Raw genomic sequence first — 23,285 nt, forward strand, 5'->3', positions numbered from 1 at the left:
GATGCTACGCACCCAGTTGTGAAATTTTCGTCAACAACGTGGCTCTCAGTCCTCCGCGGCGCTCGCGGGTCCCGCCAGGGGCAGGCTCAGCGCCACGCGCGTGCCCTGATCCTGTTCGCTTTCGATCTGAATTGCCCATCCACGCCGGTCGCAGATCTTTTTGACGATCGACAGGCCAATACCGAAACCCTTTGCTTCAGACGGCGTTTGCGAGGCCTGGTAAAACCTGTCGAAAACATGCGGCAACGCGTGCTCCGGAATGCCCGAGCCCGTGTCTTCGATGTGCAGCCGGCCGCGCGCGTATGAGAAGCGCACGCAGCCATGATCGGTGTACCGCAGCGCGTTGTCGGTCAGATTCGACAGAACGATTGCCAAAGCAGAGGCGTCCGCTTTGACTTGAACGCTGCTACCGACGTCGATCACCGTCTGCACGCCGCTGGCGGCACAGCGCTCCGCAAATGGCGCGAGCGTGGTCCCGATCATGCGCGTGAGATCGACCGACTCGACGCGCTGGGCAGAATCGTCGCGGGCAAGCATGAGAAGCGCATTGACAAGCTTGTGCATGCTGTCCACCGCGCGGTTGATCTGCGCGAGCCGGGCGCGCGACTTGCCGCTGATTCGCGAGTCCTGCTCCAGCAATTCGCAGCTGGTCTTGATCGCCGTGAGCGGCGTGCGCAGTTCGTGACTCACGTCGCCAGTGAACTCTTTCTCCCGCGCGATCATATCCGCCATGCGCCGATGATAGTCGTTGAAGGCCTCGACGAGCTCGATGAGCTCGGCTTCGTCATATCTGCCTGGATTGATCAGAGCTGCGCTTTCGTGCCGTAGTGCCTTGACCTGGCGGGCAAGGCTCGCGACCTGCCGCACCAGCAGTCCCGCGACGCCGTACGAAAGCCAGACCGTCAGCAGCGCAAAGAGGCCCGTGCCCGCCATCAGCACGTTGATCATCTCCTTGAAATGCTTTTCGTAGGCGCTGAAGTCGTAGACACGGTAGAGGCGCGCCCCTTCAATCGCCGCGATGCCAACGTGAATCTCCCGATCGCCGACGATGATCTCGTGCGTTCCGGCGGCCATCATGGCGACGCGCGATGGCAGCGCCTGCGATGACTCGTCCGCTGCCGACACGTAGCCGCCGAGTCGCTGGTCGAAGGGCGGCAGCAACGACGGATCTGCCTGGTAGCTTCGCAGCACGCTGACCATATCATCGTGGATCAACGCGGCAATGAGCCTTTCCTCTTGCGCTTCGGCAAGTACCCTGACGCCCAGCGCCTGGGCGATGAGCAGGACGATCGTCAGCGCCGAGAAAACCAGCGCGACCTTGAGGCGCAGGCTACTTCGCATCGGTGTCGCGGGCGACGAGCCGGTAACCGAGCCCGTGGACGGTTTCGATCAACTCTGCCTCGCCTCGTTGCGTCAGCGCCTTGCGCAGCGTGTAGATGTGCGCGCGCAACGTGTCGCTGTCAGGCTGCTCGTCGCCCCAGACCTCTGATTCGAGCTCGGCCCGGCCGAATACCCGGCCCGGCGCTTGCATCATGATTCGCAGCAGCTGCAGGCATTTCGGCTGCAGCTTGATGAGTCGGCCCGCACGCTCGACCCCAAGCGATGTCAGATCGAGTCGGACATCCGCAACCCGTAGTTCTTGGGCGGCGACTTCGCCTCTGTAGCGTTTGATCAGCGCACCGAGCCGGGCGCCCACTTCTCGCAAGGAAAACGGCTTGACCAGGTAGTCGTCGGCCCCATGCATGAAGCCGGCGAGCCTGTCGTCGAGCGCGTCCCGGGCCGTGAGCATCAACACGGGCGTATCGCGATGCGCTTCTTCGCGCAGCTTTCGGCACAGCGTGAGGCCGTCCATGCACGGAAGCGACAAATCGAGCAGGATGGCATCCCACGAAACGGCGACCGCCATCTCCAGACCAGCCTGACCGTTGGAGGCGTAGTCGACCACGTACCCGTTCGCTTCAAGATAGTCGTACAGGTTCGCGGCAATTGACGCATCGTCCTCGACAACAAGCACTTTCATCAGCTTTTGGTCACCGGTTATTTTCTAGTTCGATTTTGACAGCGACGTTAATTTTTAGCCTGGTTTGGATGTTGTGGTTCTGCATGAGACGGAGTGTGCTAAGCCACATTCGTACCGCGTCTCTCTCACCAGTTTCAAAGGCGTCGTCTGCGCCGCTGCCTCGGCGCAGGGAAGGTAAGATCCGCGGAAGGACGTTTTTTGACTTCAAAGCCCAGTGCGTTAGTGCTCCTAGTACGTGCAATCCGACCAATGCAGCCAAGCCATATGCTGCTAACGAGTGAAGTTCCCCCAGCCACTTCGATAAATCACGGCTCTGTTGGACAATGATCGGTAGAGAAAAAGCCGAAAAAGCGCGCGGCGTGGCCGGCGGCATTAGTCTTCATCCAACCAAGCAACGGAATAGCCACCATCAACACATAAAGCACATGATGGACCGCTTTTTCGGCAAAGCGAGCGGCTGTACCAACAGCGTTGATCGACCGTGGCAGCATATGTCGCGCCCTGAGCCGGTTTGCAAGGCGGACGGCCGCAAGTCCAAGTATGAGAATACCAATTGACTTGTGAAGCGCAATTAGATTTTCATGGTCGTCTAACATCAGGCCGATAAACAAATTGCCAATAAGTGCTACCGCCACTAGCCAATGCAGAAGAATGACCGACAGAGGATATCGCGTAACCTTTTTCATCATAAGTTACCTCTTCGCATGGGAGACTTATGCGAATCAGCTAAGCAATTTGTGGTAGCGCCTCTTCGTACCGTTGATTTGGAGCAGTGCTCGCTTTGCGTCGCTCATATTGTTCGCCTGGATCGCCTTCTCGACCTGTGCCAGTTCCTCCCGCAGGGCCTGCATGCCTTCGTCGTACGTGCGCTGATCATCGTGATAGGACTCGCGGCTCGCCTGCCGCGCGTCGCCTTCGAACCTCGTCACATAGCCCCGCAGTTCAGGCATTGTGGTACTCGCCAGTGCGCCCTGCATCGCGCGCTTCATGTCCTTCATCAGCGTCTTGATTTCGCCAGCGTGCGCTTGTGGCGCGGCGGCAAGAAGTGAGGCACACAGCAGCGCGCAGAGGTTCATGTAAAGCCGGGGTTTTGCCATGGCGTTCGATCCAGTAACAATAGTAAGTCTGACGGCTTTCAAAACCGCAGGCTAGTAGAGCGTCAGCACTGGCCTGCAATCGTAAAGAAAGGTGTGACCGTCGGAATGCGTGCTCGTGAGGAGGCAGTCGCTCCCGCCAAGAGAAAATCATCTATAGGGTTGTTTCTTTCAAGTTTGTTTCAAGACCTGGACGCGAATGCCTGAACGAATTGGTCTCGCTCGAGCCCGGAATGTGCCACGAAGCGAGTGCGCAAACCCGTTGATCCAAAAAGAGCCCGGCGGATGCCGGGCATAAAGGACAGCCGTGCCGTTTTAATGTCACGACTGCCGCGTGGCTTGACGAAACATACCGTTCACTATCCATCCGCCTTGTTTCTTGCCTTCACCTACCTTGTGCCGCGCCACCCGTCGTCGCCGACCGTGGAATTTGCAAGAGTCGATTTAGTTGTCGCAACGCCCACGATCCCATCGGGACGGTACCCGATTACAGATGTCCACGAGTGGGCTCAACCGTCGCCATACTGCAGGCCGATAGTTAACGAAAGCTTAAGCGAAGCCATGCCGCTAAAACCAGTTGCGCGCTACTTCCGCCGTGGACTTGGTCTCGGATGTCAGCGCGTATGGGCTCTGGCTGGAGAATCCGACCGCCACGCTGCAAAGTCGGTTGCGCAAGTTTCCTGGACCGACGGACAGCCGTAGGTGAAGCGAGCCCGGCGGCGATGTTAACTGTTCTCACGCAAGCGCGGCTCATCGCTTTTTTCTGCAACGCACACATGCGGAATGCGCGCGACTGGGAAGCAGACGCGTACGGTCAGGCCACGACCTTCGAGGCCATGTGCCAGAGTGATCGAGGCATGATGCTGTTCCGCGATGCGGCGGACAATCGAGAGACCCAGGCCGCTACCTGTTGCTGCGTGGCCGTTCCCGCGGTAGAACCGCTCCCATACGCGCGTATGGTCCACCTCTGGAATGCCGGGCCCAGTGTCCCGTACCTCCAGCACCGGCCGACCCTCGTGACCGTAGACTTCTACGTCGACTCGCGAGCCAGCTCCTCCATACCGAATCGCGTTGTCGACGAGGTTGTTCAACAGAATACGCAAGTTTTCTGCGTTTCCGCTGACCGTCAATTTTTTACCTTCTGCGAGACCGAGGTCGACATTGTTGGATTCTGCGAATTTGGATCGCTCGCTTACAACGGAGCGAGCAAGAGCAGTGAGGTCGAATTGGCAGGTCTCAGCGAGCTGCGAGTCCGGCGCGAGCCTTGCCAGTGTCAGAAGCTGCTCAGACAAACGCGAGAGGCGAGTGGCACCCATTCTGAGTTGGGCAGTGATTTCCTCTCGCTCGGCGACGCTTGATGCCCGCTCCAACAACTCAGCTTGCAGTCCAAGACCCATGATGGGCGTTCGAAGTTCATGTGCGGCATCAGCAATGAAGTGTTTTTGCGCGGTGAATGCGTGATCGAGCCGAAGAAGAAGATCGTTGAGCGCATCGACAAGCGGTTTCACTTCACCGGGCATTGCCGCGGTGTCGATTGGCTGCATATTGTTCGCGTCGCGCCGTTTGAGATTTGCTGCGATCTCGCGCAGAGGCCGCAAACCGTAGCCAATCCCGAACCAAAGGAAGAGGGCGAGCAGCGGTATCAGCGACAGCACGGGCCAAAAGAGATGCATCGCGATTTCGGCGACTGCTTCCCAGCGGGCCTTCCTCAACTGCGCAACACGCACCAACACGTCACCTTCTCGCGTAACGAACGAATGCCATAGTTGCCCACCCACCATGATATCGGCGAGGCCGGCGCCGGCCGGCGGCGGCAAACTCGAATCGGGATCGCTGCTGAAAATCGGTGTAGAGCCGCGCCAGACCTGAAGCAGCACACCGTGCGATTGTTCGCCAGACATCCGGTCATCGTCGCTTCGCTGCAGACCGGTCAATGACACGTGATTGTCCTCATCGACCACCACATGCCGGCCGATCACCTTCAACTGGTCACTGAGGACTTCATCGAGTTCATACAATGCCCCCCAATAGGTAGCAGCACTTGCCAACAGGCCCGCTAAAAGGGTTGCGGGAAGCAGCCAGAGCACCAGTCGTCTGCGAAGGGATTTCACGCGATCTCCCCAATTTGATAGCCGACCCCTCGCACGTTCCGGATCGCTTGTGCACCCAGCTTACGTCGGAGGTTGTGTACATGAACTTGGATCGCGTTGCTCTCAATCTCCTCGTTCCAGCCGTACAGGCGCTCCTCGAGTTGCTCTCGAGTAACGACAACGCTGGGATTTCGCATCAACTCATGAAGCAGAGCAAACTCTCGCGCCGTCACACCCACTTCCACACCACGTAAAAGGACGCAGTGACGGGCCGGATCGAGTTCGATCACCCCCGCTTGCAGTGTCGTCTGTGCCCGGCCAGCGTGTCGACGGTTCAACACGCGGATGCGAGCGAGTAGCTCCTCGAGCGCGAACGGCTTGACCATATAGTCATCGGCTCCTCCGTCCAAACCGCCAACACGATCTGCGATGCCGTCACGGGCTGTAATAATTATCACAGCGGTCGCGTCGTTGCGGGCCCGCAGTCTCTGAAGAAGTGTCAGACCATCTTGCTTCGGCAGTCCCAGATCGAGCAAAACCAGGCCGTACGAGGTGGTGCGCAGGGCGATGGAACCCGCTTCCCCGTCCTGTACCCAGTCGACGGCCATTCCTTCCCGCCGTAACCCGTACTGCAACCCGCTGCCAATTAGAACATCGTCTTCGACCAGCAGTACCCGCATATCCGATTCCTTAAAAGCCCGGAGTCAGTGGTGACTGTACAGGGACTTCCAGTTACTAGCTGGCCGCGCACCGCCCGATTGTGACAAGCCGCTCGGCGTACCACCCACGTCTCGACTAGCAATGTTTGGCGATTGCGCTTGCGCCCCAATACGCGCCTCCGCCGCTTGAATGTCGGCCGGATATTTCACTTTGTTGGGTTTATACCCAGCTCGCTCCAGTTGAATCAACTCGTTGCGTACTTGTGCACGGGAAACAGGGGTGTTCGATGCCTGTGCAAACGTTAGAGCCGGTGCGCTCAGCACCAGCGCCAGCGCCAAAACCTTGAATGTCGTGTTCATGTTCGATTCTCTCCAGTCAGGTGGACGTACAGCTGCGAGCGTTAGCGCGGGCAGCCCGTATTCCGCAGCTTGAGGGCGAAGAGTTAAGACATCGTTAACGCGGCGAATGTTGAGAGTTTTGTGCCCATGACCCACGTGTCACAACGCTTTCTGAGGAATGAAGCGCAACCCGTTGTTCCAACTGCAGACCATGGCGCGTTTCTGCCGACCGACCTCTGAAGTCCGATAGGAGACGCCAAGGGCAAGAATCGATCGTCGCGGTGGTGCTGGGACTGCCCAACGACAAACAACGCGACGTTGTTGGCGTAGCGGAGGTCAGCCCTCGAATCCCTCATCAAACTCACCGTACACTGACTAGGTAATTACCTGAGTCTTAGGCGACACTTAGCGCTGGAAACCTTCACGCCGCGATTTCAAGCAGCGGTTACTGCTGCTGGACGGTGTCTCACCTGCCGGATCGCGATCCAGCCTCCTTGACTGCTTAACCAAACCTTAAGTATGGCTTGTTAGCTTTTCTCCATCAGTTGCGAACATCCATGTTTGCAACTGGAATCTCTAGCAGGCTGTTGAAATACCCTCTGCGCGGGTCATCCGTGCGCAAGGGAGAAACGTTGATTTAAAGAATCGAACGACACTGAGCCCAAAGCGATGCGCGGCCCCGACGGCTATACCGAATCGATGTTCACGATGTCCAGACTGGACGATTTCGTTCCGGCCAATCATCCGCTGCGACCGATTCGCCTGTGGCTGAACGAGGCGCTCACGCGCATGGACGAGGTGTTTTCGCGCATGTACGAGAGCGAGGCCAAGGGCGGTCGCCCGAGCATCGCGCCGGAGAAGCTGATACGCGCGCTGTTGCTGCAGGTGCTGTATTCGATTCGCAGCGAACGCATGCTGATGGAGCAAATCTCCTACAACATGCTGTTTCGCTGGTTCGTCGGACTGGCGATGGACGATGCGGTCTGGGACCACTCCACCTTCAGCAAGAACCGCGACCGGCTGATGGTCCACGATGTCATGGTCAGCCTGTTCAACGAAACTGTCGAGACGGCGCGCGTGCGAGGTCACCTGTCAGGCGAACACTTCAGCGTGGACGGCACGCTCATTCAGGCGTGGGCGGGGCACAAGAGCTTCGTGCCCAAGACGAAACCGGATGACGATTCGCCGCCTGCGGGCGGGGCGGCTCGCAGGAGAACTGGCGCGGCGAGAAACGCAGCAACGACACCCATGAATCCAGCACGGACACTCAGGCGCGCCTGTTTCGCAAGAGTCGTGGCACGGGCGCGGTGCTTTGCTACATGGGTCACGTGCTGACCGATAACCGGCATGGTCTGGTGGTGAACGCACAAGTCACGCAGGCCAACGGCACGGCCGAACGGGACGCGGCCGCGCAGATGCTTGGGGATGCTGCGCGATTTGCCGGTAAGACCATAACGGTCGGCGCCGACAAGAACTACGATACGGCCGGATTCGTGGCGACGTGCCGGGAGAACAACGTGACACCACACGTGGCGCAAAACGATGCACGCGCGGGCGGTTCTGCGATTGACGCTCGAACCACCCGATGGCCCGGCTATGCAATCAGTCAGTGCAAACGCAAACGCATCGAGCAGGTGTTTGGATGGGGCAAGACAGTCGGCAAGATTCGGCAGGCGATGTATCGAGGTCTGAAGCGAGTCGACCAGCTCTTCGTGCTGACTCAGGCGGCGTACAACTTGACCCGCATGCGAACGCTTGCTGCCAGGGCAGCTTGAAAGAGTAAGCGAGAAGGAAAGCGGCATCGGCAGCATCTGAATCACAGAAAAGTCGGCGTCAATTCATTTGGAACACTGCATCGCGCTAGCTCTTCCGAATAATCGAGTGCGCGTTCACGAAGGGATATTTCAACGGCCTGCTAGGAGAACCTGATCATGAAACTGCTTCTCACATCTATTATCGTCGCCACACTGGCCTCCCCGATTGCGTCGATTGCGCAAACAGCCCAGCCACAGCTGAGCCGCGCACAGGTGCGCGCTGACCTCCGACAGATCGAGCAGGCCGGGTACAACCCCGCCCGCCGCGACGATGTCAGCTATCCAGCGGACATTCAAGCAGCCGAAATGCGCGTTGCAGCGCGAGACGGCTTGGATGGCGGTAGATCGAGCATGGGAGGCGCTCCGACTTCCACTTCCGAATCGGGTCACGCTACCGCGAATCACGGTCGGAATTCGCTCTTCAGTCACCATTGATCCGAGCGAAGTCGTTCGTGGGGGGGGAAGCTTGAGAAAGAGCAGCGGAAACACTGTCGTCCGCGTGGCGTCCGCCGTCACGACAACGTAGCCACACGGCGCAGGTCCGACGGCGGTTCTCTGGAAACCCCAGAAAGTTTGCACGGCGAGACGAGGCCGCCGCCATTGGTGGAGACCGAAGCCCTCGTGCACGTCGGACAGTCATCCGTTGGATAGTCATCGAATGACGCCCTCGATGCAAGGGAGGCAATCCTTAAATCTCCGCGGCCCAGGATTGAGCGGATTGTTGACCTGCCTCGCTGTGCACACCAACGATTCGCACGGGAGAGTTGTTGAAGTGCTCAGCTCGCATCGAGCGTTAGCCGGCGATCGCTCGTGTCTATTTGACGGGGCTCTTCGCTGGTACATCAGGAGCTGGCAATGAGAAGCTCGTTGACATTTACGTTGGCGTTGCTGCTTGCGGTGGCGGGCGCGTCGAGGCTTAAAGCGCAGGAGATTCAAGGAAAGACACGGCAGCAGGTCATAGAGGAGACCAGACAGGCGTGGGTAGACGGATGGCTTCCCTATAACCGACACGACTATCCGTTTAGCGCAGCAACGATTGAACGAAATAAGGAGCGGTATCAGAGGCTTCACCCTGGTGTCAGAGCGAAAAGCCCTTGACTTGGCCATGGATGAGCAAAGCGATCCAAGCGCGGCAACATTGTGGTCCGAGGTCGGCCTGCCTCTGCGAGATACGGGGGGGCGCACCGATCATCTCTGGTTTAGAGAGCACGGATAGCGACTCAGCGCCGCAAACGGGCCTATCGCTGCCTTACCAGGGAGCATGGATGCGAATGTACGCGTCGTCGGTCGTCAAGCCCGCCCCTCTGGTGTATATCCGATTTAACGGGTGGCGGGTGCACCGACGTGCGCCCACGTCGGCTCTGGGTATCCCGCGTTTTGTTGATCTCGCGCAACTCGTGGCACGTGCGACACACTTATTCTGGTGTGCGGACTCGTCGGCAAAAGAGAACACGGGGCGCGACAACTCGGAAACGGTGAACGGCGAGCGCACCAAAGTGCGCCAGGGTTCAGCAAATTGGCGATCAGGAAAGCCAATGTTCAAACGAATAATGGTTGGGATCGATGGAAGCCAGGCCGCCATCGGGGCACTCGCCGAGGCAATCCGCCTTGGGAGAGCGAAAGCGCTACTGTTCGTGCTGTCAGTGTCGTCGAACCCGAGGCCGACACGATCACCCCGTTCTCCGGCTTCGGTCACCCAGTGCCGGTTGCTCGATCACTTCGGGACGCGGCGCAGGCTGGGCTCGCGCGAGCATGTGATCTTTTCGTCCTAACCGGCGTTACTGGTGAAACCTCGCTGATCGATGCAGGCGACAGCGATGTTGCCTCAGTGCTGCTTCGCGAGTCACGTGCGTGGGGCTGACCTCGTCGTTCTGGGTACTCACGGCCGCCGCGGAATCGAACGCCTCCTGCTCGGCAGTACCGCCGAAACGTTCCTCCGGACGTCGGTTGTCCCTGTATTGGTCATTCCATCTCCGGAGGGCGTACAGCAAGGCGAGCAACGACAGCTGAAGTCTCAATGACATCCTGACCTTCCGCGCAGTGCAAAGTCGGCATCGCGGCACCCCCGCGGAACACCTCGGCATGTCGAAGGACCGTTTTGTGAAGAAGACCGTGTCGTCAGGCGAGCAGATCGAGTCGTTCGACGGCACGTGTACGCTGACCAAATGTCGATCGCAAGTGGCAAAGTAGATCACGGAGCATCAGCCATGACGGAGATCAATTCAGAAAATTTTCGCGTTCGCGAGGCCGACGAGGTCGATCTTGACAAGTGGCCGACGCGCGTCAAGCCCGCCTATAAATCGAAGGATGAATATCGCGCGATGCTGGGAGACCACACAGGAAGGCTTGTCAAACTTCAAGACTTGCTCTACGCGGACAAGCGTTATGCGGTGCTATTCATCTTTCAGGCGATGGACGCTGCAGGAAAGGATGGGGCGATCAAACACGTCATGTCGGGCGTCAACCCTCAGGGTTGCCAGGTGTTCAGCTTCAAACATCCAAGCACGGAGGAACTCCAGCACGATTTCCTTTGGCGCACCACTCGCGACCTCCCCGAGCGCGGCCGTATCGGTATCTTCAACCGGTCGTACTACGAGGAGGTTCTGATCCTGCGGGTGCATCCTGAAATTCTGCAAGGCGAAAGACTATCGACCGGCTGCGGCCGGGGCGAGGCGCTCTGGATGGGCAGGTACCGGTCCATCAAGGATCTCGAAGATCATCTGTATCGGAATGACACGCGTATCGTGAAATTCTTCCTGCACCTCTCGAAGGAGGAACAGCGCAGGCGCTTCCTCGCTCGCATTGACGAGCCGAACAAGAACTGGAAATTCAGCACGGCGGACATTGAGGAGAGGAAGTTCTGGGGCAGTACATGGATGCGTATGAAAGGTGCATGAGTGCGACGAGCACGGACTCCGCCCCATGGTACATCGTGCCCGCGGATGACAAGGAGGACGCGCGGCTTATCGTGTCGCAAATCATTCTCGATACGCTGGACACCTTGAAATTGCAGTACCCGGCGATGACTGAGGCGCGACGTAAGGAGCTGTTGGAGATTCGCGAACAGCTCGCTCAAGAGAATGACACTTCACGAGATCTGTCAGTTCGGACTGCCTGACTGTCGCTTAGGAACATGACTAGCCTAATCGAACGAAGGCGATACTCGGGAGCGTCGCCATCCAAGGAACACATCTGAAGATAAGTCTCCTCCGTTTGACGCATGAGACGCCGGACTCGCGCCACGCGATGCTTTAGCGAACTTACGGTCAACAAGCCTCGGCTTTCCTATCTGGGACATTGACTTTCGATGGCAACCGCCGCTCATAGTCACACCGGGTTTGGACAAGTACCACCAGCGCTTCAGACCACCGATCATTCGATGGGTCTCGGTTCGGCGGAGGTGCAGCGTCGCCTTCAGCAGTTCGGCGCTAACGCTATCGAGGATGCTCGCACGCCACTATGGCAGCAGTTCCTCGGCAAGCTCTGGGGACCCGTGCCCTGGATGCTCGAAGCGGTGATCGCGCTTCAGATTCTGCTCCGGCGCGACCAGGAGGCGTTTGTCATTTTATTTCTGCTCGCGTTCAACGCGATTGTCACCTTCTTGCAGGAGCGTCGCGCGCAGAATGCACTGACCCTGTTGCGCCACCAACTGCAGGTCAGCGCGCGCGTGCTGCGCGACGCAGGGTGGAGGCGCGTGGCGGCCGCGCAACTGGTGCCCGGCGACGTAGTACACGTGCGAGCAGGTGATCTTGTTCCGGCCGATCTCGTGCTGTTCGACGGAGCAGTCGTACTCGACCAATCGGCGCTGACCGGAGAATCCCTCGCCGTCGATGCAGGCCCCGGGCAACCTGCGTACGCCGGTTCCGTTGTGCGCCAGGGCGAAGCCAGCGGCGAGGTCACCGCCACCGGATCACGCACCTACTTCGGACGGACCGCGGAGCTGGTCCGCACGTCCAGCGCGCCCAGCCATATGCAGCGAACGATTTTTTCGATCGTCAAGCGTTTGGTCGGGTTCGATCTTGTGCTTATCGCGTTCGTCGTCTTCTATGCCGCGACGCATGATCTCCCGATGGCCGATACCGTGGTGTTCACGTTGTTGCTACTTGTCGCATCGGTTCCTGTTGCGTTGCCGGCGACTTATACGCTAGCCACGGCCGTCGCCAGTACTCGCTTGGCGAAACAAGGTGTGCTGGTTACCCGGCTTCCCGCGGTAGAGGAAGCGGCAGCGATGGACACCTTGCTCTCGGACAAGACTGGCACGCTGACACAGAACGTCCTGTCGGTCACAGAGGTGAAAGCGCTGGCCGCCGTCGACGACGCCGAAGTCTTACGCGCTGCGGCGCTGGCGAGCGATGAGGCCTCTCAGGATCCGTTGGACCTGGCAATTCTCGCCGCTTACAAAGCTGGTGAGCCGACCGAGCCCCTGCCCAAACGCATCAGCTTTCGGCCGTTCGTAAGCGGCCAGCGAACCCGTCTTGACGGGCGAAGGGCTACGCGACAGACGTGAGAGGCTGCCAGTTATGAGGCAGCAAAGATGCGATATCGCACGCTTTGTGGGTCGGCAAGCGTGTCAGGATGTCTTTCAGATACGCGTGGGGTTCGTGCCCGTTCAGTTGCGCTGAGCGAATGAGGCTCATGATCACAGCCCCACGTTGGCCTGCGCGAAGCGACCCCGCAAACAACCAATTGGTCCTGCCGATGGCCCATGGGCGTATTTGATTTTCGACCCAATTGTTGTCGATTGGTACGTGCCCGTCATCGAGGTAGCGCGTCAGCGCCTCCCAGCGCTTCAGGCTGTAATCCAAAGCCTTCGCAATGGCCGATCCGTCAGAAACGAGTTTCCGCTGTGTGACAAGCCATTCATAGAGCGCGTCGCACACGGGCTTGGCTCGGCTTTTACGAAGTTGGCGTCGAGCTTCGACATCCAAGGTCGCGGCATCGCGCTCGATGTCATAGAGCTCGGTGAAGAACGGTAGCGCCTGCTCAGCAAGCTGGCTGCTGTGATTGGCGTGCAGTTCGAAGAATTTGCGCCTCGCGTGAGCTGCGCAGCCGATTTCGGTGATGCCCTGAAGAAATGAGGCCTTGTAACCGCCGTAGTCATCACACACCAGCTTGCCACGCCAGCCGTCTAAGAACGTACGGGCATGCTCTCCAGCTCGGCTGCCCGCGAAGTCGTACACCACCGCGCGAAGGTGACTGAATTGCGTGGACGTATATGCCCACAGATAAGCCCGATGCGTCTTCCCTTGCCGGGGCTGAGCATCTGCACCGGCGTTTCGTCGGCGTGCAACACGCCTTGCTGCAAGATCTCTCGACGAAGGGCGTCGACCAGTGGCTGCAACTGCGCGCCACATGTGCCCACCCACGCTCCCAGCGTGGATCTCGGTATCGCCAGGCCCGCCCGAGCAAAGATCTGCTCCTGACGGTACAGCGGCAAGTGATCTGCGAATTTGTTGACCAGTACCGACGCTAGAAGTCCGGTGGTTGGGATGCCCTTGTCGATGACGTGCGCGGGCACGGGTGCCTGGATTAGCGTCTCACAGTGGCGACATACCCATTTACCGCGAATGTGTCGCTCCACCTTGAACACGCCCGGCGCGTAATCTAACTTCTCGCTGATGTCTTCGCCGATACGAACACGTTCGCATCCGCATTGGCACACCGTGTTGTCCGGTTCGTGACGGATGTCGACACGCGGCAACTGCGGCGGCAAGGGTGCGCGCTTGACGGTTCGTGTTGGCGCTTGCGTGAAGGCTCGAGCTCTTCGAGCTCTATCTCAATGGCAGCCAGGTCGCCATCAATCGCCTCGTCAAGCAGGCTCATTTGCTCGCTGTTGAGCTGTTCGCTGCGCCGGCCAAACTGCTGGCGCCTGAGCACGGAGATCTCGTGAGTCAGTTGGTCGATGCGAGTTTGTCGGTAATGCAGCTCCCGTTCTAGCTCACCGAGCTCTCGCCGTTTCTCCGTTACCTCCAGATCCTTGGCGTGGACCTCGGCGAGCAGTTGCGCTGCGAGGGCGCGCAACTGCTCTGGATTGAGGTCGTCGAGGTCGGCCGGCGGGTTCATGCAGACCAGTCTGCCAGAACCCCGCAAACGCGAGAAGCAGAACTGTATACGTCGCCCTTAACGCGTCAGATTATGCGTATCACGCCATCTTGGCCGATGCGCTGCCACGGCAGCCCGAGCACCAAGCCCGCCAGTTGCTCGTGCGTGAGCAACTGCTGCTTGGGTTCGCTGCCAGCGTGCGGCCAGACGAACCGCCCTCGTTCAGCCGGCGCGCTGCCAACCAGATGCCGATGCCATCGTGGACGAGAACCTTCAGTCGGTTGGCGCGGCGGTTGGTGAACAGATAGGCGTGGTGCGGATGCGCGGCGCCGAACACCTTCACCACGCGCCCCAACGCCGTGTCGAAGCCGGCCCGCATGTCCAGCGGATCGACTGCTAGCCAGATCTCGTCGACACGAATCACCGCAGCCACTCGCGCAGCCACGTCGCGCATTGCGCGGCTTCGGAGACCGGCCAGCTCACGGTTATCGACTGACTGCCCCGGCGAACTTCGACACGGATCTCCGTCGAGGCTACCTCCTTTACTCCCATAGCAACAGGGACGAACGCTGGTAGGGGTGTCGATTGAGCTTCTGCCGGGCCTTCAGACAAACGCTTTGGAAGTTTGCCTTCTGCCTGATCAAGCCAGCGGCGCAATAGATTCGCGTTGAGCCGATGTTCCAGCGCCACGGCCGACACTGACACGCCGGTGCCTTGGCAAGCGGCGACAACGCGCGCCTTGAATTCTTCGGTGTAGCGCCGACGACGGCGACGCGTCGGCAACGCCTCTTCTTCGATAGTGTTCACGTGTCCGCTTATTCGCTTTAGTGGACACGATACTCCCAACTGTTTCAGCTACATTCAAGGTGAGTTGCCGAGCCGCTTACGGCCGTTCGATCCGGCGACGCGCTCAAGCGAAGGAGTCTATGCAGTTGACGGCGACGAGTGGCGCGTGTTGAAGGGCGCGGCTAGCGCGGTATTCGCCCAATGCGGAACCGACGCAGCCCAACGCGAAACCGCGCAGGCAGCACAGCAGGTGCTTGCAGAGGGCGGTGCGCGCGTGCTGGCGATCGCGGCCGGCCCGGCAGGGGCCATTCGGCTTCTCGGTTTGCTCAGTCTGGCCGATCCGCCACGGGTCGACGCAGCAAGACTGATTGCGAAACTCGGCCAACTCGGTGTGCGCGTGATTATGGCAACCGGCGACGCCCTGGAGACGGCACGAGCCATCGGAAAGCAACTCGGTGTCGGGACGCGCGTCTGTGTGGCCTGTAGCGGCGACCTAAGTCAACCAGAGCACTGCGATATCTTCGCCCGAGTACTGCCCCAAGACAAGCATGCAATCGTACGGGCTTTGCAACAGGCTGAACATGTCACGGGCATGACGGGCGATGGTGTCAATGACGCGCCGGCGCTTCGGCAGGCCGAACTTGGTATAGCCGTCGCCAGCGCGACGGACGTAGCGAAGGCTGCAGCCGGCATAGTCCTGACGGATCCAGGTTTATCGGGCATCCTTACCGTTATCACCATGGGGCGCGATGTGCACCGTCGCATGCTGACTTACATTCTTAACAAAATCGTGAAGACGCTTGAGATTGTCGTGTTTCTCACGCTCGGTCTTTGGCTGACCGGCGGCTTCGTGATCTCGGCGCGTTTGATCGTGCTGCTGCTGTTTGCCAACGACTTTGTGACGATGAGCATCGCGGTTGACCGGGTGCGGCCGGCGAGCCACCCTCAGCGCTGGCAAGTCGGACAGCTCGTCGGAGCTGCTGCTCTGCTCGCTGCGGTCTCGCTTGTTTTCTCGCTATCGTTGTACGGCCTCGCACGCACCCAGTTAGGTCTGACCTCGACGCAGATGCAAACTGCGGTGTTCCTGATGCTGGTATTCACGACCCAGGCCAACGTTTATGTACTGCGCAACGATGGCCGGTTATGGACATTGGCCCCGGGGATTTGCCATGGCATCTGCCAGCGTTGCAGACGTGGTGCTCATTAGTGTAATGGCCGTGACTGGGACGCTGATGACGCCGATTCCGATCGAACTGGTCATCGTCATGGTCGGCGTCGTTGCGCTCTTCGCGCTTGTTCTCGACCAAGTCAAGCGGATCGTGTTTCAACGCTTCTCGCTCACTTGATCAATGACTGTAAGCGCAGGTCTTGCGTTCAGACATTGCGTGCTGCTCCGAGGGTAACGGAGTTCGGCCTAAGGGGACTAGTATGGCCGCTCGCTAAGGCCGCACAAGGGTGAGGGTGCCTCTGTCGCGACCGGGTAATAACAAATGACTCAAATTGGGGTGATCGTCAGGAAACCGACACGCCGAGGAGACGTCCGACACCAAATGTAAAAGCCGCCGCTGCAAGACCAATGACGATCTGACGAACTGCGGAGAAACCTGCGCTTCTTCCGTTGAATAGCGACGTAAAGACCCCGATCGCTGCAAGCGCAAGGACGCTCAACCCGATGCATTGCACAATCGCGAATTGACCAGAAGACCATAGGAATGGCATCGCAGGAAAGACTGCCCCGACGGCGAAAAGACAAAATGACACTCCTGCCGCGGACCATGGATTCCCGCCTAGCTCGGCTGGATCGAGGCCAAGCTCTTCGCGCGTGAGGGCATCGAGCGCTTTGTCCTTATCTCTCATGATTTGTGACGCGACGCGACTTGCTTCTTCGCTGTCGAGCCCCTTCGCCCGATAGATCAAGCGAAGCTCATGCTCTTCTGCTTCAGGCGTGTGCTCCAATTCGTCGGCTTCTTTTTGGATCTGTGTCTTCGCCAGCTCCCGGGCATTGGTGACCGATAGCCATTCACCCAGCGCCATGGAGCAGGCGCCGGCAATGATACCGGCAAGTGCCGTCAGGAGAATCGCCTTGTTTTGGTGCCTGCGCCAGAAACACACATAATCAGGCAGAAGTTCGACACCAACCCATCGTTGGCACCGAGCACAGCAGCGCGAAGATCGTTGCCAGAGGATACGCCCCTGTGCCACGACTCGGCATTGGCGATTTCGGCGCCTTTTGTCGCGGCAGGCTTGCCATCGTTCGCCATTGCCTGAACGACGCTGGCGTGGTGGTGCTCGTCTGCTGACATCTTAGCCGTGTCAGGATTGCCGGCATATTTGTTCCGATCTGCGAATTCAGCGGCAGCGAGCGACGGGAGGACAAAGCGTGGGCCGAACGCGCGGACCAGCGCCTTCATCAGTCCCGTCTTAATGCTTGGGCCTGTGCGAACACGTTGATGGTTAGCTCGGAGCTTATCTGCCCACACTTGAGCGTGCTGCCGCTCCGATGAGGCCAATTCCGCGAATGTCCGCTTTCGGTCCGCCTCCTTTTCGACGCGGGCGAGAGTCTCGTAGATCGCTGCGCTGTGCAACTCATCAGCTAAGTTTGCGCGATAGCGTCGTAGTTCGTTTTTCGATGCCATAGAGGCTATGCCATGGGATAGACGTAAGACTTTAACCCGGAAGTGCTTCAAGGCGCCGGCAAGACCCTTGGTGCGCCTATAACCAAGAATGGCAATGGTTCGTATTTGCGGACGTCCTTGTCGAGAAAGATGCGATCCACGCATCGATTCCGGCTAGACGCTATGGGTTTCTTAAGAATCGCCGACTACAATCACGGCACTGGTTGCTCGAGAAGCCCCCCTCTCGGTGGCGAAGCTCTCACATACAAGGTCCGTCTTGAAGCGAGATCTCGTCCGCATCGTTAGTGCGCATACAAAGCCGCAGCGCTAGCAGCGATGCTGATGCAACTTACTGAACTCGTCACTATTCAATGCTTTGGGATTCCGGAGAGGCTCTTTGAGCCGCCCCGATTTAGGCTGGCGGTTGCTGCGGCGATGGTCGCATTCGTTGGCGCGTCGCGGCTTGTCAGCTATCTCGCGTACACGAGTATCAACTGTATCGTCAACGTCGATGCCCGAAACGATTCACCTGACAGCCGAGGCGCGGTAATGCGATTCTTGAGCCAAATGCATCGTGACTTTACAGGCTCAGCGCCGGTGGCTCCAATTGACCCTGACGCCAGATCCTAACCAATTGGTCCTTTCCGATCGAGCTTATGCAGCGCAACCAGCTATCCAACGCTACCGACACCGTCACTCGAATTGCAGCGGGCGATGACCGTACGACGTACGATAACACTTCAATCTTCCTCCACTGGTTAACAGTCGGTTTGGTCCTCGCGCAATTTGGGCTGGCGCAGATCTGGGAATACGTTCCGCGGCCAACCCGGCATCTCATGATCGTGGCGCACATGTCGCTGGGCATTCTCTTGGCGGCGGTGATTGTGCTGCGGATCGTTTGGCGTCTATCGCCAGGACACGAGACGCCGCCCGCCACAGCTGGTTGGACAGAGCGTGCGGCCCAGGCGATTCACTATCTGCTCTATGGTCTGTTGGTTTCAGAGGCGGTGCTTGGTTTTGTTCTCCGTTGGTCGGGAAACGAGTCCATAAGCTTCTTCGGACTGCTGCTCCCACCACCGTTTGCACCTTTCAGTAAGTCAGTTCATCACGACATCGGGGAGGCACACGAATTCATCGCATGGACGATCATTGTGATGTCCGCCTTCCACGCGGCCGCCGCTTTGTTTCATCACTTCATCGTGCGAGATTCTGTGCTGATCCGTATGCTGCCGCACCTGAAGAAACGGTGAGAACGGTGACGGCCACTGTGCACACGCCTGCTAAGCAACGCAACGGCCATAAACCCCGCAGTATTCAGAGTCCCGCAATCACGTTTCTCAGCTTTTCGCGCAGTTCTTCCGCGATAGACGCTAGCGCCGAATTATTAGTGGCTTGCATCGACGCAACCGGGTCAACGGTCGCAACTTCAACGTCACCGCCCGCCGGCTCGTGGATTACGACGTTGCAGGGCAGCATGGCGCCGATCTTTTCTTCCGCTTGCAACGCCCGATAGGCAAAGGTGGGATTGCAGGCACCCAGAATTCGGTAGCGCCGAAAAGCGATGTCGATCTTCGCCTTTAGAGTGCCTTGGACATCGATATCCGTGAGAACGCCGAATCCCTGACTCGTCAACGCGTCGATTACACGACGGACCGCGTCGTCGAATGAAATCGCAAGAGTTTTTGCAAAGTAGTAGGCCATTTTGGGCTTCTCAAAAATGTATGAGATTGCGTAGTCCATGCCACGTTGTCGATCCCAGGCTTAATCGTTTGGGCATATAGCGCCGCCGCCGTCCCGTGGGCCGATACTTCATCCCGTGCAGGACCCGCTCCGTTTTGAGAAGTCGCATGTCATCGTTTGAAGGAGAATGTAGCCTGATGTCGTCCTTTTGTTTGTCGCGAGAAGCGCGGTGCGGAAATTTGCTTCGCGTAGCCTGCTTTTCTGGCCTATTGTCATTGTTTGCGGCGCCGGCGCCGGTTTCCTCGGCAGATCTCCCTCCAGTTATCAAGACGCTGCAGGCGCAAGGTATGAGCCTCCTGGGCCCCCTACCCGCGCCCCCCGGCATGACCGGCTGGGCAGGGCGGGCAGGCGTTCAACCACTTGCACTATATGTGACGAAGGACGGGCAGGACGCTATCGCTGGAACCTTCATCGACAGAAACGGCAACGATTTGACTGACGACGTGCTCAAGGCGTCCGCTGAACCGTCTATCTCGAAAGAACTCTGGGCCCAGTTGGAGCATGCCACCTGGGTCGTTGACGGAAAGCCGACTGCGCCAAAGGTCGTGTATGTTTTCACCGATCCCAATTGCCCGTATTGTTCGAGGTTCTGGGTCGAGGCGCGCCCTTGGGTGGATGCCGGACGGGTGCAAATCCGGCACGTGCTTGTCGGCATACTTACGCCTAGCAGTCCTGGAAAGGCTGCCGCACTGCTCACGAGTCGTGATCCGTCATCGGCCTTGCACGACTATGAAGCGCGGCAGACGAAGACGGTTGACGCTCAGATGGCGGCCGGCCACGCTCGGGCTCTTGAGGACAAGACGCTGGCGCCACTCGACCCGATCCCCGTCGACATCGCAAAAAAGCTAGCGGCAAACGCGGAGCTGATGCATGCCTTTACGATGCAAGCGACGCCGGGTTTTGTCTGGCGCGACAATGCGGGAGCTGTTCAGGCGCGCACTGGCTTGCCACCGGATCAACTCGAAAGCGTGCTCGGGCCGAAGCCTCGCTGAGCGATCGACCCAACAATGCTGTTAGCCGCGCAGGACACGTGACGGTGCCTATCGCGGGGCTTCCGACCGGTCGTTAGGCACGGCGTGCTCATTTCGGGAAAAGGTGCTTGAGCGCGTCGGATAGCGTCGCTTGTGAAAAGGGGCCTAGGTGCTCAGCGACGAGACGCCCTGATCGGTCGTAAAACAGTGTGGTCGGGTAACCTCTCACGGAGAGTCGTGTAGCAAGGTTACCGCGTGGATCGTGAAGCGAATGGTCCAAGCGAATGCCACGCGCTTCGAGATAAGGCCTTACGCCTGACGTGTCGATGTCTTCGTTCAGAAAGATGAAGTTCACGCCGGGCATCTCTCGCTGCATCTGTGCAAAGACCGGAAGCTCGGCTTGACACGGCGGGCACCAGGTCGCCCAGACGTTAATCACTGTCGGTTTTCCGGAAATCTGGATGATCTCGGTCGTATCAGTCGTGGTGGGCAGGGTCGCTCGAGGTAGATCAGGTTGCACCATTTGAGACGCGAGAACTTGTCCAGAACCGTAGACGACCGTGCCGGCAAGGAGTGCGACAATTACTGGAAGGCGGCGAGCATCCTTTCTTGTTAAACGCCAGGCTAAGATAAGGAATGATCCAAGCAATCCGGCCGGAGCGTCGAATCCGAGGTCTTGTACATCCAGGACTTGCAAAAGGTCGCCGTAGTCGGAAACATAGCGTGCAACGAATGCCAATCGAGCGACAAGCAATCCGACACAAATCACAATCGCGACGTCTGCCTCGGCGGTAGCGCGCCCGGGGCCGAGCACACCGGCAACCGACAGAGCTGCAAACACTGCCAACAAGAAAATCAACGGAGGCAGCGGTATAACAAGATGTCCAATCTGCATGATGGGTTTGCCGGCACCAAAAATTCAATGTGTTGCTGGGGCTCTGGGTCAGGCCGCCATTGCGACCTTCGCGACCATGCCTATCGCAATGAGTCCGGCGACCACCGCAAATGCCTGTTGCAGTCGTTGACCGCTCAAGCGATTCCCGATAAGCCTGCCGCCTAGCATGCCGATCATCGCGCCTGCGGCAAAAGGCACACCGACCTGCCAGTTCATCCGCCCGATGAGCGCTGTTGAGATGACGCCGGAAGCCGACACCAGCGTGATGACCGCGAGCGATGTCGCCATGATTGCTTGAACGGGAGCATTGGTTGCCTTCTGAAGCGCTGGCACGATGACGAATCCGCCACCTACGCCAAGCAGGCCAGACAAAAAACCGGCACCGATGCCAGCAAGGGCGATTGCTCTCGTACAGGCGGCAGTCCACACGAACCGGCCGGTGCCACCGTGCAACTGGCAGGGCTGGACAGGTTGGTCGCCCTGCACGGGCTGGGGTGTGCCGGTGGTGCCCTGCCTAAACAACCGCAGCGCCACATATGCTAGGACCGCTGCGAAGATGAGCGCAAGCGGCCCGTTCGGGAGGCGATGCGCGAGCCACAAACCCACGGGAGAAAATACTGTTCCCACCGCTGCCATCAACATAGCGGCCCGGTAGCGCACCAATCGAGCGCGCAGTCCCATGACTGCGCCTAATGCGGCCGATACCCCGACCGCCAGCAGCCCGACGGGCGCGGCTTCTGCAACGCCCAAATGAAGCCCGAACAGGAGCAGTGGAACGGCGAGGATGGCGCCGCCGGCACCGGTAAGCGCGAGAATGAGGCCGACTATCCCACCTAGTAAGGCGCTATTGACTAAAACGTGATCCACAGACTGACCTTTGTGAAAATGGTTAATCAACTGCTGGGATGTAGACGAGTGGGCTATTCATGCCCGTTGCATGGTCGCTTTTGCCCGCTCCACGAGTTCGAAGACGACCATGCCAGCGATCATTGCCGCCACGAAACCGACAGCTTTCGGATATCCCGCGCCGAGCGCGACCAATGCCGGGCCTGGGCAAAATCCGGCTAAGCCCCAGCCGATACCGAAAACAGCGCTGCCGAAGATTAGTCTCGACGTGATGGCCGTGCCGGCCGGAAGTTGCATAGGCGCTCCAAGGAGCGAACTGTTTCGGCGCTTCGCGACAAAAAATGCCAGAGAGCCGACCGCGATGGCTCCGGCCATCACAAAGGCAAGCGATGGATCCCAGCGGCCCGCGAGATCGAGGAAACCCAGCACCTTGGCGGGATTCGCCATGCCGGAGACCATCAACCCGATACCGAAAAGCAAGCCAGCGAGTAGGGCCGCGAGGCGTGTCATGAGGGCAGTCATATCAGCCTCCAATCAGGTGACGTTGCCGAAAACAGTCAAGATTCCGGCCAACATGAAGGTAGCGGTTGCGGCCAGCGAGCGCACCGACCCACGCGACAGGCCGCAGACGCCGTGACCGCTGGTACAGCCGCTGGCGTAGCGGGTGCCAATACCCACGAGAAACCCAGCAGCGAGGATAGCTCCCAGCCTGCGTCAATGTCCACGTGAGTAGACCTGCCGAGGACGCTTGCTACGACGGGCGCGCCTATCAGACCGGTGAGGAATGCAATCCGCCAGCCAACGTCATTGCGCGGCCAGCTCAGCAGGCCGCCGATGATGCCGCTTATTCCCGCGATTCGGCCGTTGCAAAGCACGAGCACGGCGGCGGCGATGCCGATCACGAGTCCCCGCCAGCGACATGCCGGGTGTGAAATGGATGACGTCAATCAGCATGATGGATCCCCTACTGCTGCGGGCAGAATTGTTCATAAAGTACCGCCATCACCGCGAGGGCTTGCGGGCTGGCCACCGAATAGAAGATGTTTTTGCCCTCGCGGCGCGTATTCACCAGGCCGCTTTCCCGCAACACGCCCAACTGCTGCGAGAGAGTGGGCTGCCGGATGCCGAGCAGTTGCTCCACTTCGCCGACGGAAAGCTCTCCTTGGGAAAGCTGGCACATCAGGAGCAGGCGGTCCGGGTTGGCGAGAACCTTCAGCAGGGCGCATGCATTTTCGGCGCCGGCCTGCATCGTGGCCAGATCGAGCGTCGGATTGGGATTGGAGTGTTTCATAAAATGTTCACGATCTATCTGAATATAGTATATTGCAAAACATAATGTTTGTGAATAGAATGGGCGCATCCAAGGAGCAACAC

General features: G+C 59.0%; 24 protein-coding genes and 5 pseudogenes. 11 read left to right on the top strand and 18 right to left on the bottom strand.

The window, feature by feature from the left end:
- Nucleotides 1–45 precede the first annotated feature (45 nt).
- The 8 genes from LY284_RS38165 to LY284_RS38195 all read right to left on the bottom strand — a co-directional run bounded on the left by LY284_RS38165 (nt 46) and on the right by LY284_RS38195 (nt 6,223).
- Entirely contained in the window at nt 46–1,341 is a 1,296-nt protein-coding gene (locus LY284_RS38165) for a HAMP domain-containing sensor histidine kinase (RefSeq protein WP_233392425.1), read from the bottom strand.
- On the bottom strand, nt 1,331–2,020 hold the full coding sequence (locus LY284_RS38170) for a response regulator transcription factor (RefSeq protein WP_008344692.1): 690 nt from the start codon (nt 2,018–2,020) through the stop codon (nt 1,331–1,333). Before LY284_RS38170 ends, LY284_RS38165 begins: the two co-directional genes overlap by 11 nt.
- A 10-nt stretch (nt 2,021–2,030) precedes the next feature.
- Nucleotides 2,031–2,393 carry a cytochrome b gene (locus LY284_RS38935; protein WP_255727898.1) on the bottom strand — a complete coding sequence of 121 codons (363 nt, stop codon included), beginning with the start codon at nt 2,391–2,393 and terminating at the stop codon, nt 2,031–2,033.
- Nucleotides 2,326–2,709, bottom strand: a complete 384-nt coding sequence (locus tag LY284_RS38940) for a cytochrome b (RefSeq protein ID WP_255727899.1) — start codon at nt 2,707–2,709, stop codon at nt 2,326–2,328. Before LY284_RS38940 ends, LY284_RS38935 begins: the two co-directional genes overlap by 68 nt.
- Nucleotides 2,710–2,742: 33 nt before the next feature.
- Nucleotides 2,743–3,117, bottom strand: a complete 375-nt coding sequence (locus LY284_RS38180) for a cytochrome b562 (protein WP_233392159.1) — start codon at nt 3,115–3,117, stop codon at nt 2,743–2,745.
- A gap of 722 nt (nt 3,118–3,839) precedes the next feature.
- Nucleotides 3,840–5,225 carry an ATP-binding protein gene (locus tag LY284_RS38185; protein ID WP_233392427.1) on the bottom strand — a complete coding sequence of 462 codons (1,386 nt, stop codon included), beginning with the start codon at nt 5,223–5,225 and terminating at the stop codon, nt 3,840–3,842.
- Entirely contained in the window at nt 5,222–5,884 is a 663-nt protein-coding gene (locus LY284_RS38190) for a response regulator (RefSeq protein ID WP_008344683.1), read from the bottom strand. Before LY284_RS38190 ends, LY284_RS38185 begins: the two co-directional genes overlap by 4 nt.
- Nucleotides 5,885–5,908: 24 nt before the next feature.
- Nucleotides 5,909–6,223 carry a DUF4148 domain-containing protein gene (locus LY284_RS38195; RefSeq protein ID WP_008344682.1) on the bottom strand — a complete coding sequence of 105 codons (315 nt, stop codon included), beginning with the start codon at nt 6,221–6,223 and terminating at the stop codon, nt 5,909–5,911.
- A 648-nt stretch (nt 6,224–6,871) separates the two neighbouring features.
- On the opposite strand from LY284_RS38195, the pseudogene LY284_RS38200 reads away from it, so the two are divergent.
- From LY284_RS38200 to LY284_RS38220, 7 genes and pseudogenes are all read left to right on the top strand, one after another.
- Nucleotides 6,872–7,977: pseudogene (locus LY284_RS38200) on the top strand (IS5 family transposase).
- A gap of 156 nt (nt 7,978–8,133) precedes the next feature.
- Nucleotides 8,134–8,451 (top strand): DUF4148 domain-containing protein, encoded by a 318-nt coding sequence (locus tag LY284_RS38205; protein WP_008344681.1) that lies wholly within the window; start codon nt 8,134–8,136, stop codon nt 8,449–8,451.
- A gap of 420 nt (nt 8,452–8,871) precedes the next feature.
- On the top strand, nt 8,872–9,114 hold the full coding sequence (locus LY284_RS38210) for a DUF4148 domain-containing protein (RefSeq protein ID WP_233392429.1): 243 nt from the start codon (nt 8,872–8,874) through the stop codon (nt 9,112–9,114).
- Between the two features lie 437 nt (nt 9,115–9,551).
- Nucleotides 9,552–9,788 (top strand): universal stress protein, encoded by a 237-nt coding sequence (locus LY284_RS39500; protein WP_375294359.1) that lies wholly within the window; start codon nt 9,552–9,554, stop codon nt 9,786–9,788.
- 45 nt (nt 9,789–9,833) lie between these two features.
- The gene (locus tag LY284_RS39505; protein WP_375294360.1) at nt 9,834–10,037 is read left to right on the top strand and encodes a universal stress protein; all 204 of its coding nucleotides are present in this window, start codon (nt 9,834–9,836) and stop codon (nt 10,035–10,037) included.
- 186 nt (nt 10,038–10,223) lie between these two features.
- A pseudogene (locus LY284_RS38215) lies at nt 10,224–11,134 on the top strand (ADP-polyphosphate phosphotransferase).
- A gap of 189 nt (nt 11,135–11,323) precedes the next feature.
- The gene (locus tag LY284_RS38220) at nt 11,324–12,523 is read left to right on the top strand and encodes an HAD-IC family P-type ATPase (protein WP_255725365.1); all 1,200 of its coding nucleotides are present in this window, start codon (nt 11,324–11,326) and stop codon (nt 12,521–12,523) included.
- Here LY284_RS38220 and LY284_RS38225 read toward each other — a convergent pair.
- The 3 genes and pseudogenes from LY284_RS38225 to LY284_RS38235 all read right to left on the bottom strand — a co-directional run bounded on the left by LY284_RS38225 (nt 12,507) and on the right by LY284_RS38235 (nt 14,865).
- Nucleotides 12,507–14,079 (bottom strand): annotated as a pseudogene (locus LY284_RS38225) (IS66 family transposase). The gene LY284_RS38220 and the pseudogene LY284_RS38225 overlap by 17 nt on opposite strands.
- Nucleotides 14,080–14,158: 79 nt before the next feature.
- On the bottom strand, nt 14,159–14,512 hold the full coding sequence (tnpB, locus tag LY284_RS38230) for an IS66 family insertion sequence element accessory protein TnpB (RefSeq protein WP_233392433.1): 354 nt from the start codon (nt 14,510–14,512) through the stop codon (nt 14,159–14,161).
- The gene (locus tag LY284_RS38235; protein ID WP_014194150.1) at nt 14,479–14,865 is read right to left on the bottom strand and encodes a transposase; all 387 of its coding nucleotides are present in this window, start codon (nt 14,863–14,865) and stop codon (nt 14,479–14,481) included. Before LY284_RS38235 ends, tnpB begins: the two co-directional genes overlap by 34 nt.
- Before the next feature lie 145 nt (nt 14,866–15,010).
- Here LY284_RS38235 and LY284_RS38240 point away from each other — a divergent pair, with 145 nt between their 5' ends.
- Together LY284_RS38240 and LY284_RS38245 are read left to right on the top strand one after the other, a co-directional pair.
- Nucleotides 15,011–16,051: an HAD-IC family P-type ATPase gene (locus tag LY284_RS38240; protein ID WP_233392435.1), complete on the top strand. Its 1,041-nt coding sequence runs from the start codon at nt 15,011–15,013 to the stop codon at nt 16,049–16,051.
- Nucleotides 16,014–16,190, top strand: a complete 177-nt coding sequence (locus tag LY284_RS38245) for a hypothetical protein (protein ID WP_233392437.1) — start codon at nt 16,014–16,016, stop codon at nt 16,188–16,190. Before LY284_RS38240 ends, LY284_RS38245 begins: the two co-directional genes overlap by 38 nt.
- Nucleotides 16,191–16,356: 166 nt before the next feature.
- Here the strand turns inward: LY284_RS38245 and LY284_RS38250 are convergent.
- Nucleotides 16,357–17,480 (bottom strand): annotated as a pseudogene (locus LY284_RS38250) (VIT1/CCC1 transporter family protein).
- Between the two features lie 635 nt (nt 17,481–18,115).
- On the opposite strand from LY284_RS38250, the gene LY284_RS38255 reads away from it, so the two are divergent.
- The gene (locus LY284_RS38255) at nt 18,116–18,709 is read left to right on the top strand and encodes a cytochrome b (protein ID WP_233392439.1); all 594 of its coding nucleotides are present in this window, start codon (nt 18,116–18,118) and stop codon (nt 18,707–18,709) included.
- A gap of 64 nt (nt 18,710–18,773) precedes the next feature.
- Here the strand turns inward: LY284_RS38255 and LY284_RS38260 are convergent, their stop codons facing one another.
- Entirely contained in the window at nt 18,774–19,199 is a 426-nt protein-coding gene (locus LY284_RS38260) for a DUF302 domain-containing protein (protein WP_233392441.1), read from the bottom strand.
- Nucleotides 19,200–19,336: 137 nt separating this feature from the next.
- Between LY284_RS38260 and dsbG the strand changes: the two genes are divergently transcribed.
- Entirely contained in the window at nt 19,337–20,191 is an 855-nt protein-coding gene (gene dsbG / locus LY284_RS38265; protein ID WP_233392522.1) for a thiol:disulfide interchange protein DsbG, read from the top strand.
- Between the two features lie 88 nt (nt 20,192–20,279).
- On the opposite strand, the gene LY284_RS38270 is transcribed toward dsbG, so the two are convergent.
- The 5 genes and pseudogenes from LY284_RS38270 to LY284_RS38290 all read right to left on the bottom strand — a co-directional run bounded on the left by LY284_RS38270 (nt 20,280) and on the right by LY284_RS38290 (nt 23,202).
- Nucleotides 20,280–21,065 (bottom strand): TlpA disulfide reductase family protein, encoded by a 786-nt coding sequence (locus LY284_RS38270; RefSeq protein ID WP_233392443.1) that lies wholly within the window; start codon nt 21,063–21,065, stop codon nt 20,280–20,282.
- Between the two features lie 48 nt (nt 21,066–21,113).
- Nucleotides 21,114–21,932 (bottom strand): sulfite exporter TauE/SafE family protein, encoded by an 819-nt coding sequence (locus LY284_RS38275; protein ID WP_233392255.1) that lies wholly within the window; start codon nt 21,930–21,932, stop codon nt 21,114–21,116.
- A gap of 57 nt (nt 21,933–21,989) precedes the next feature.
- A complete protein-coding gene (locus LY284_RS38280; protein ID WP_033537289.1) occupies nt 21,990–22,421 on the bottom strand; it encodes a DUF6691 family protein in 432 nt (143 codons plus the stop codon).
- Nucleotides 22,422–22,434: 13 nt separating this feature from the next.
- Nucleotides 22,435–22,865 (bottom strand): annotated as a pseudogene (locus tag LY284_RS38285) (YeeE/YedE family protein).
- A gap of 10 nt (nt 22,866–22,875) precedes the next feature.
- Complete coding sequence (locus LY284_RS38290; RefSeq protein WP_008344668.1) at nt 22,876–23,202, bottom strand: metalloregulator ArsR/SmtB family transcription factor; 327 nt, start codon at nt 23,200–23,202, stop codon at nt 22,876–22,878.
- Between the last annotated feature and the right edge of the window lie 83 nt (nt 23,203–23,285).

Origin of the sequence: Caballeronia sp. PC1, assembly GCF_021353155.1 — a bacterium.
Lineage (GTDB): Bacteria > Pseudomonadota > Gammaproteobacteria > Burkholderiales > Burkholderiaceae > Caballeronia > Caballeronia cordobensis.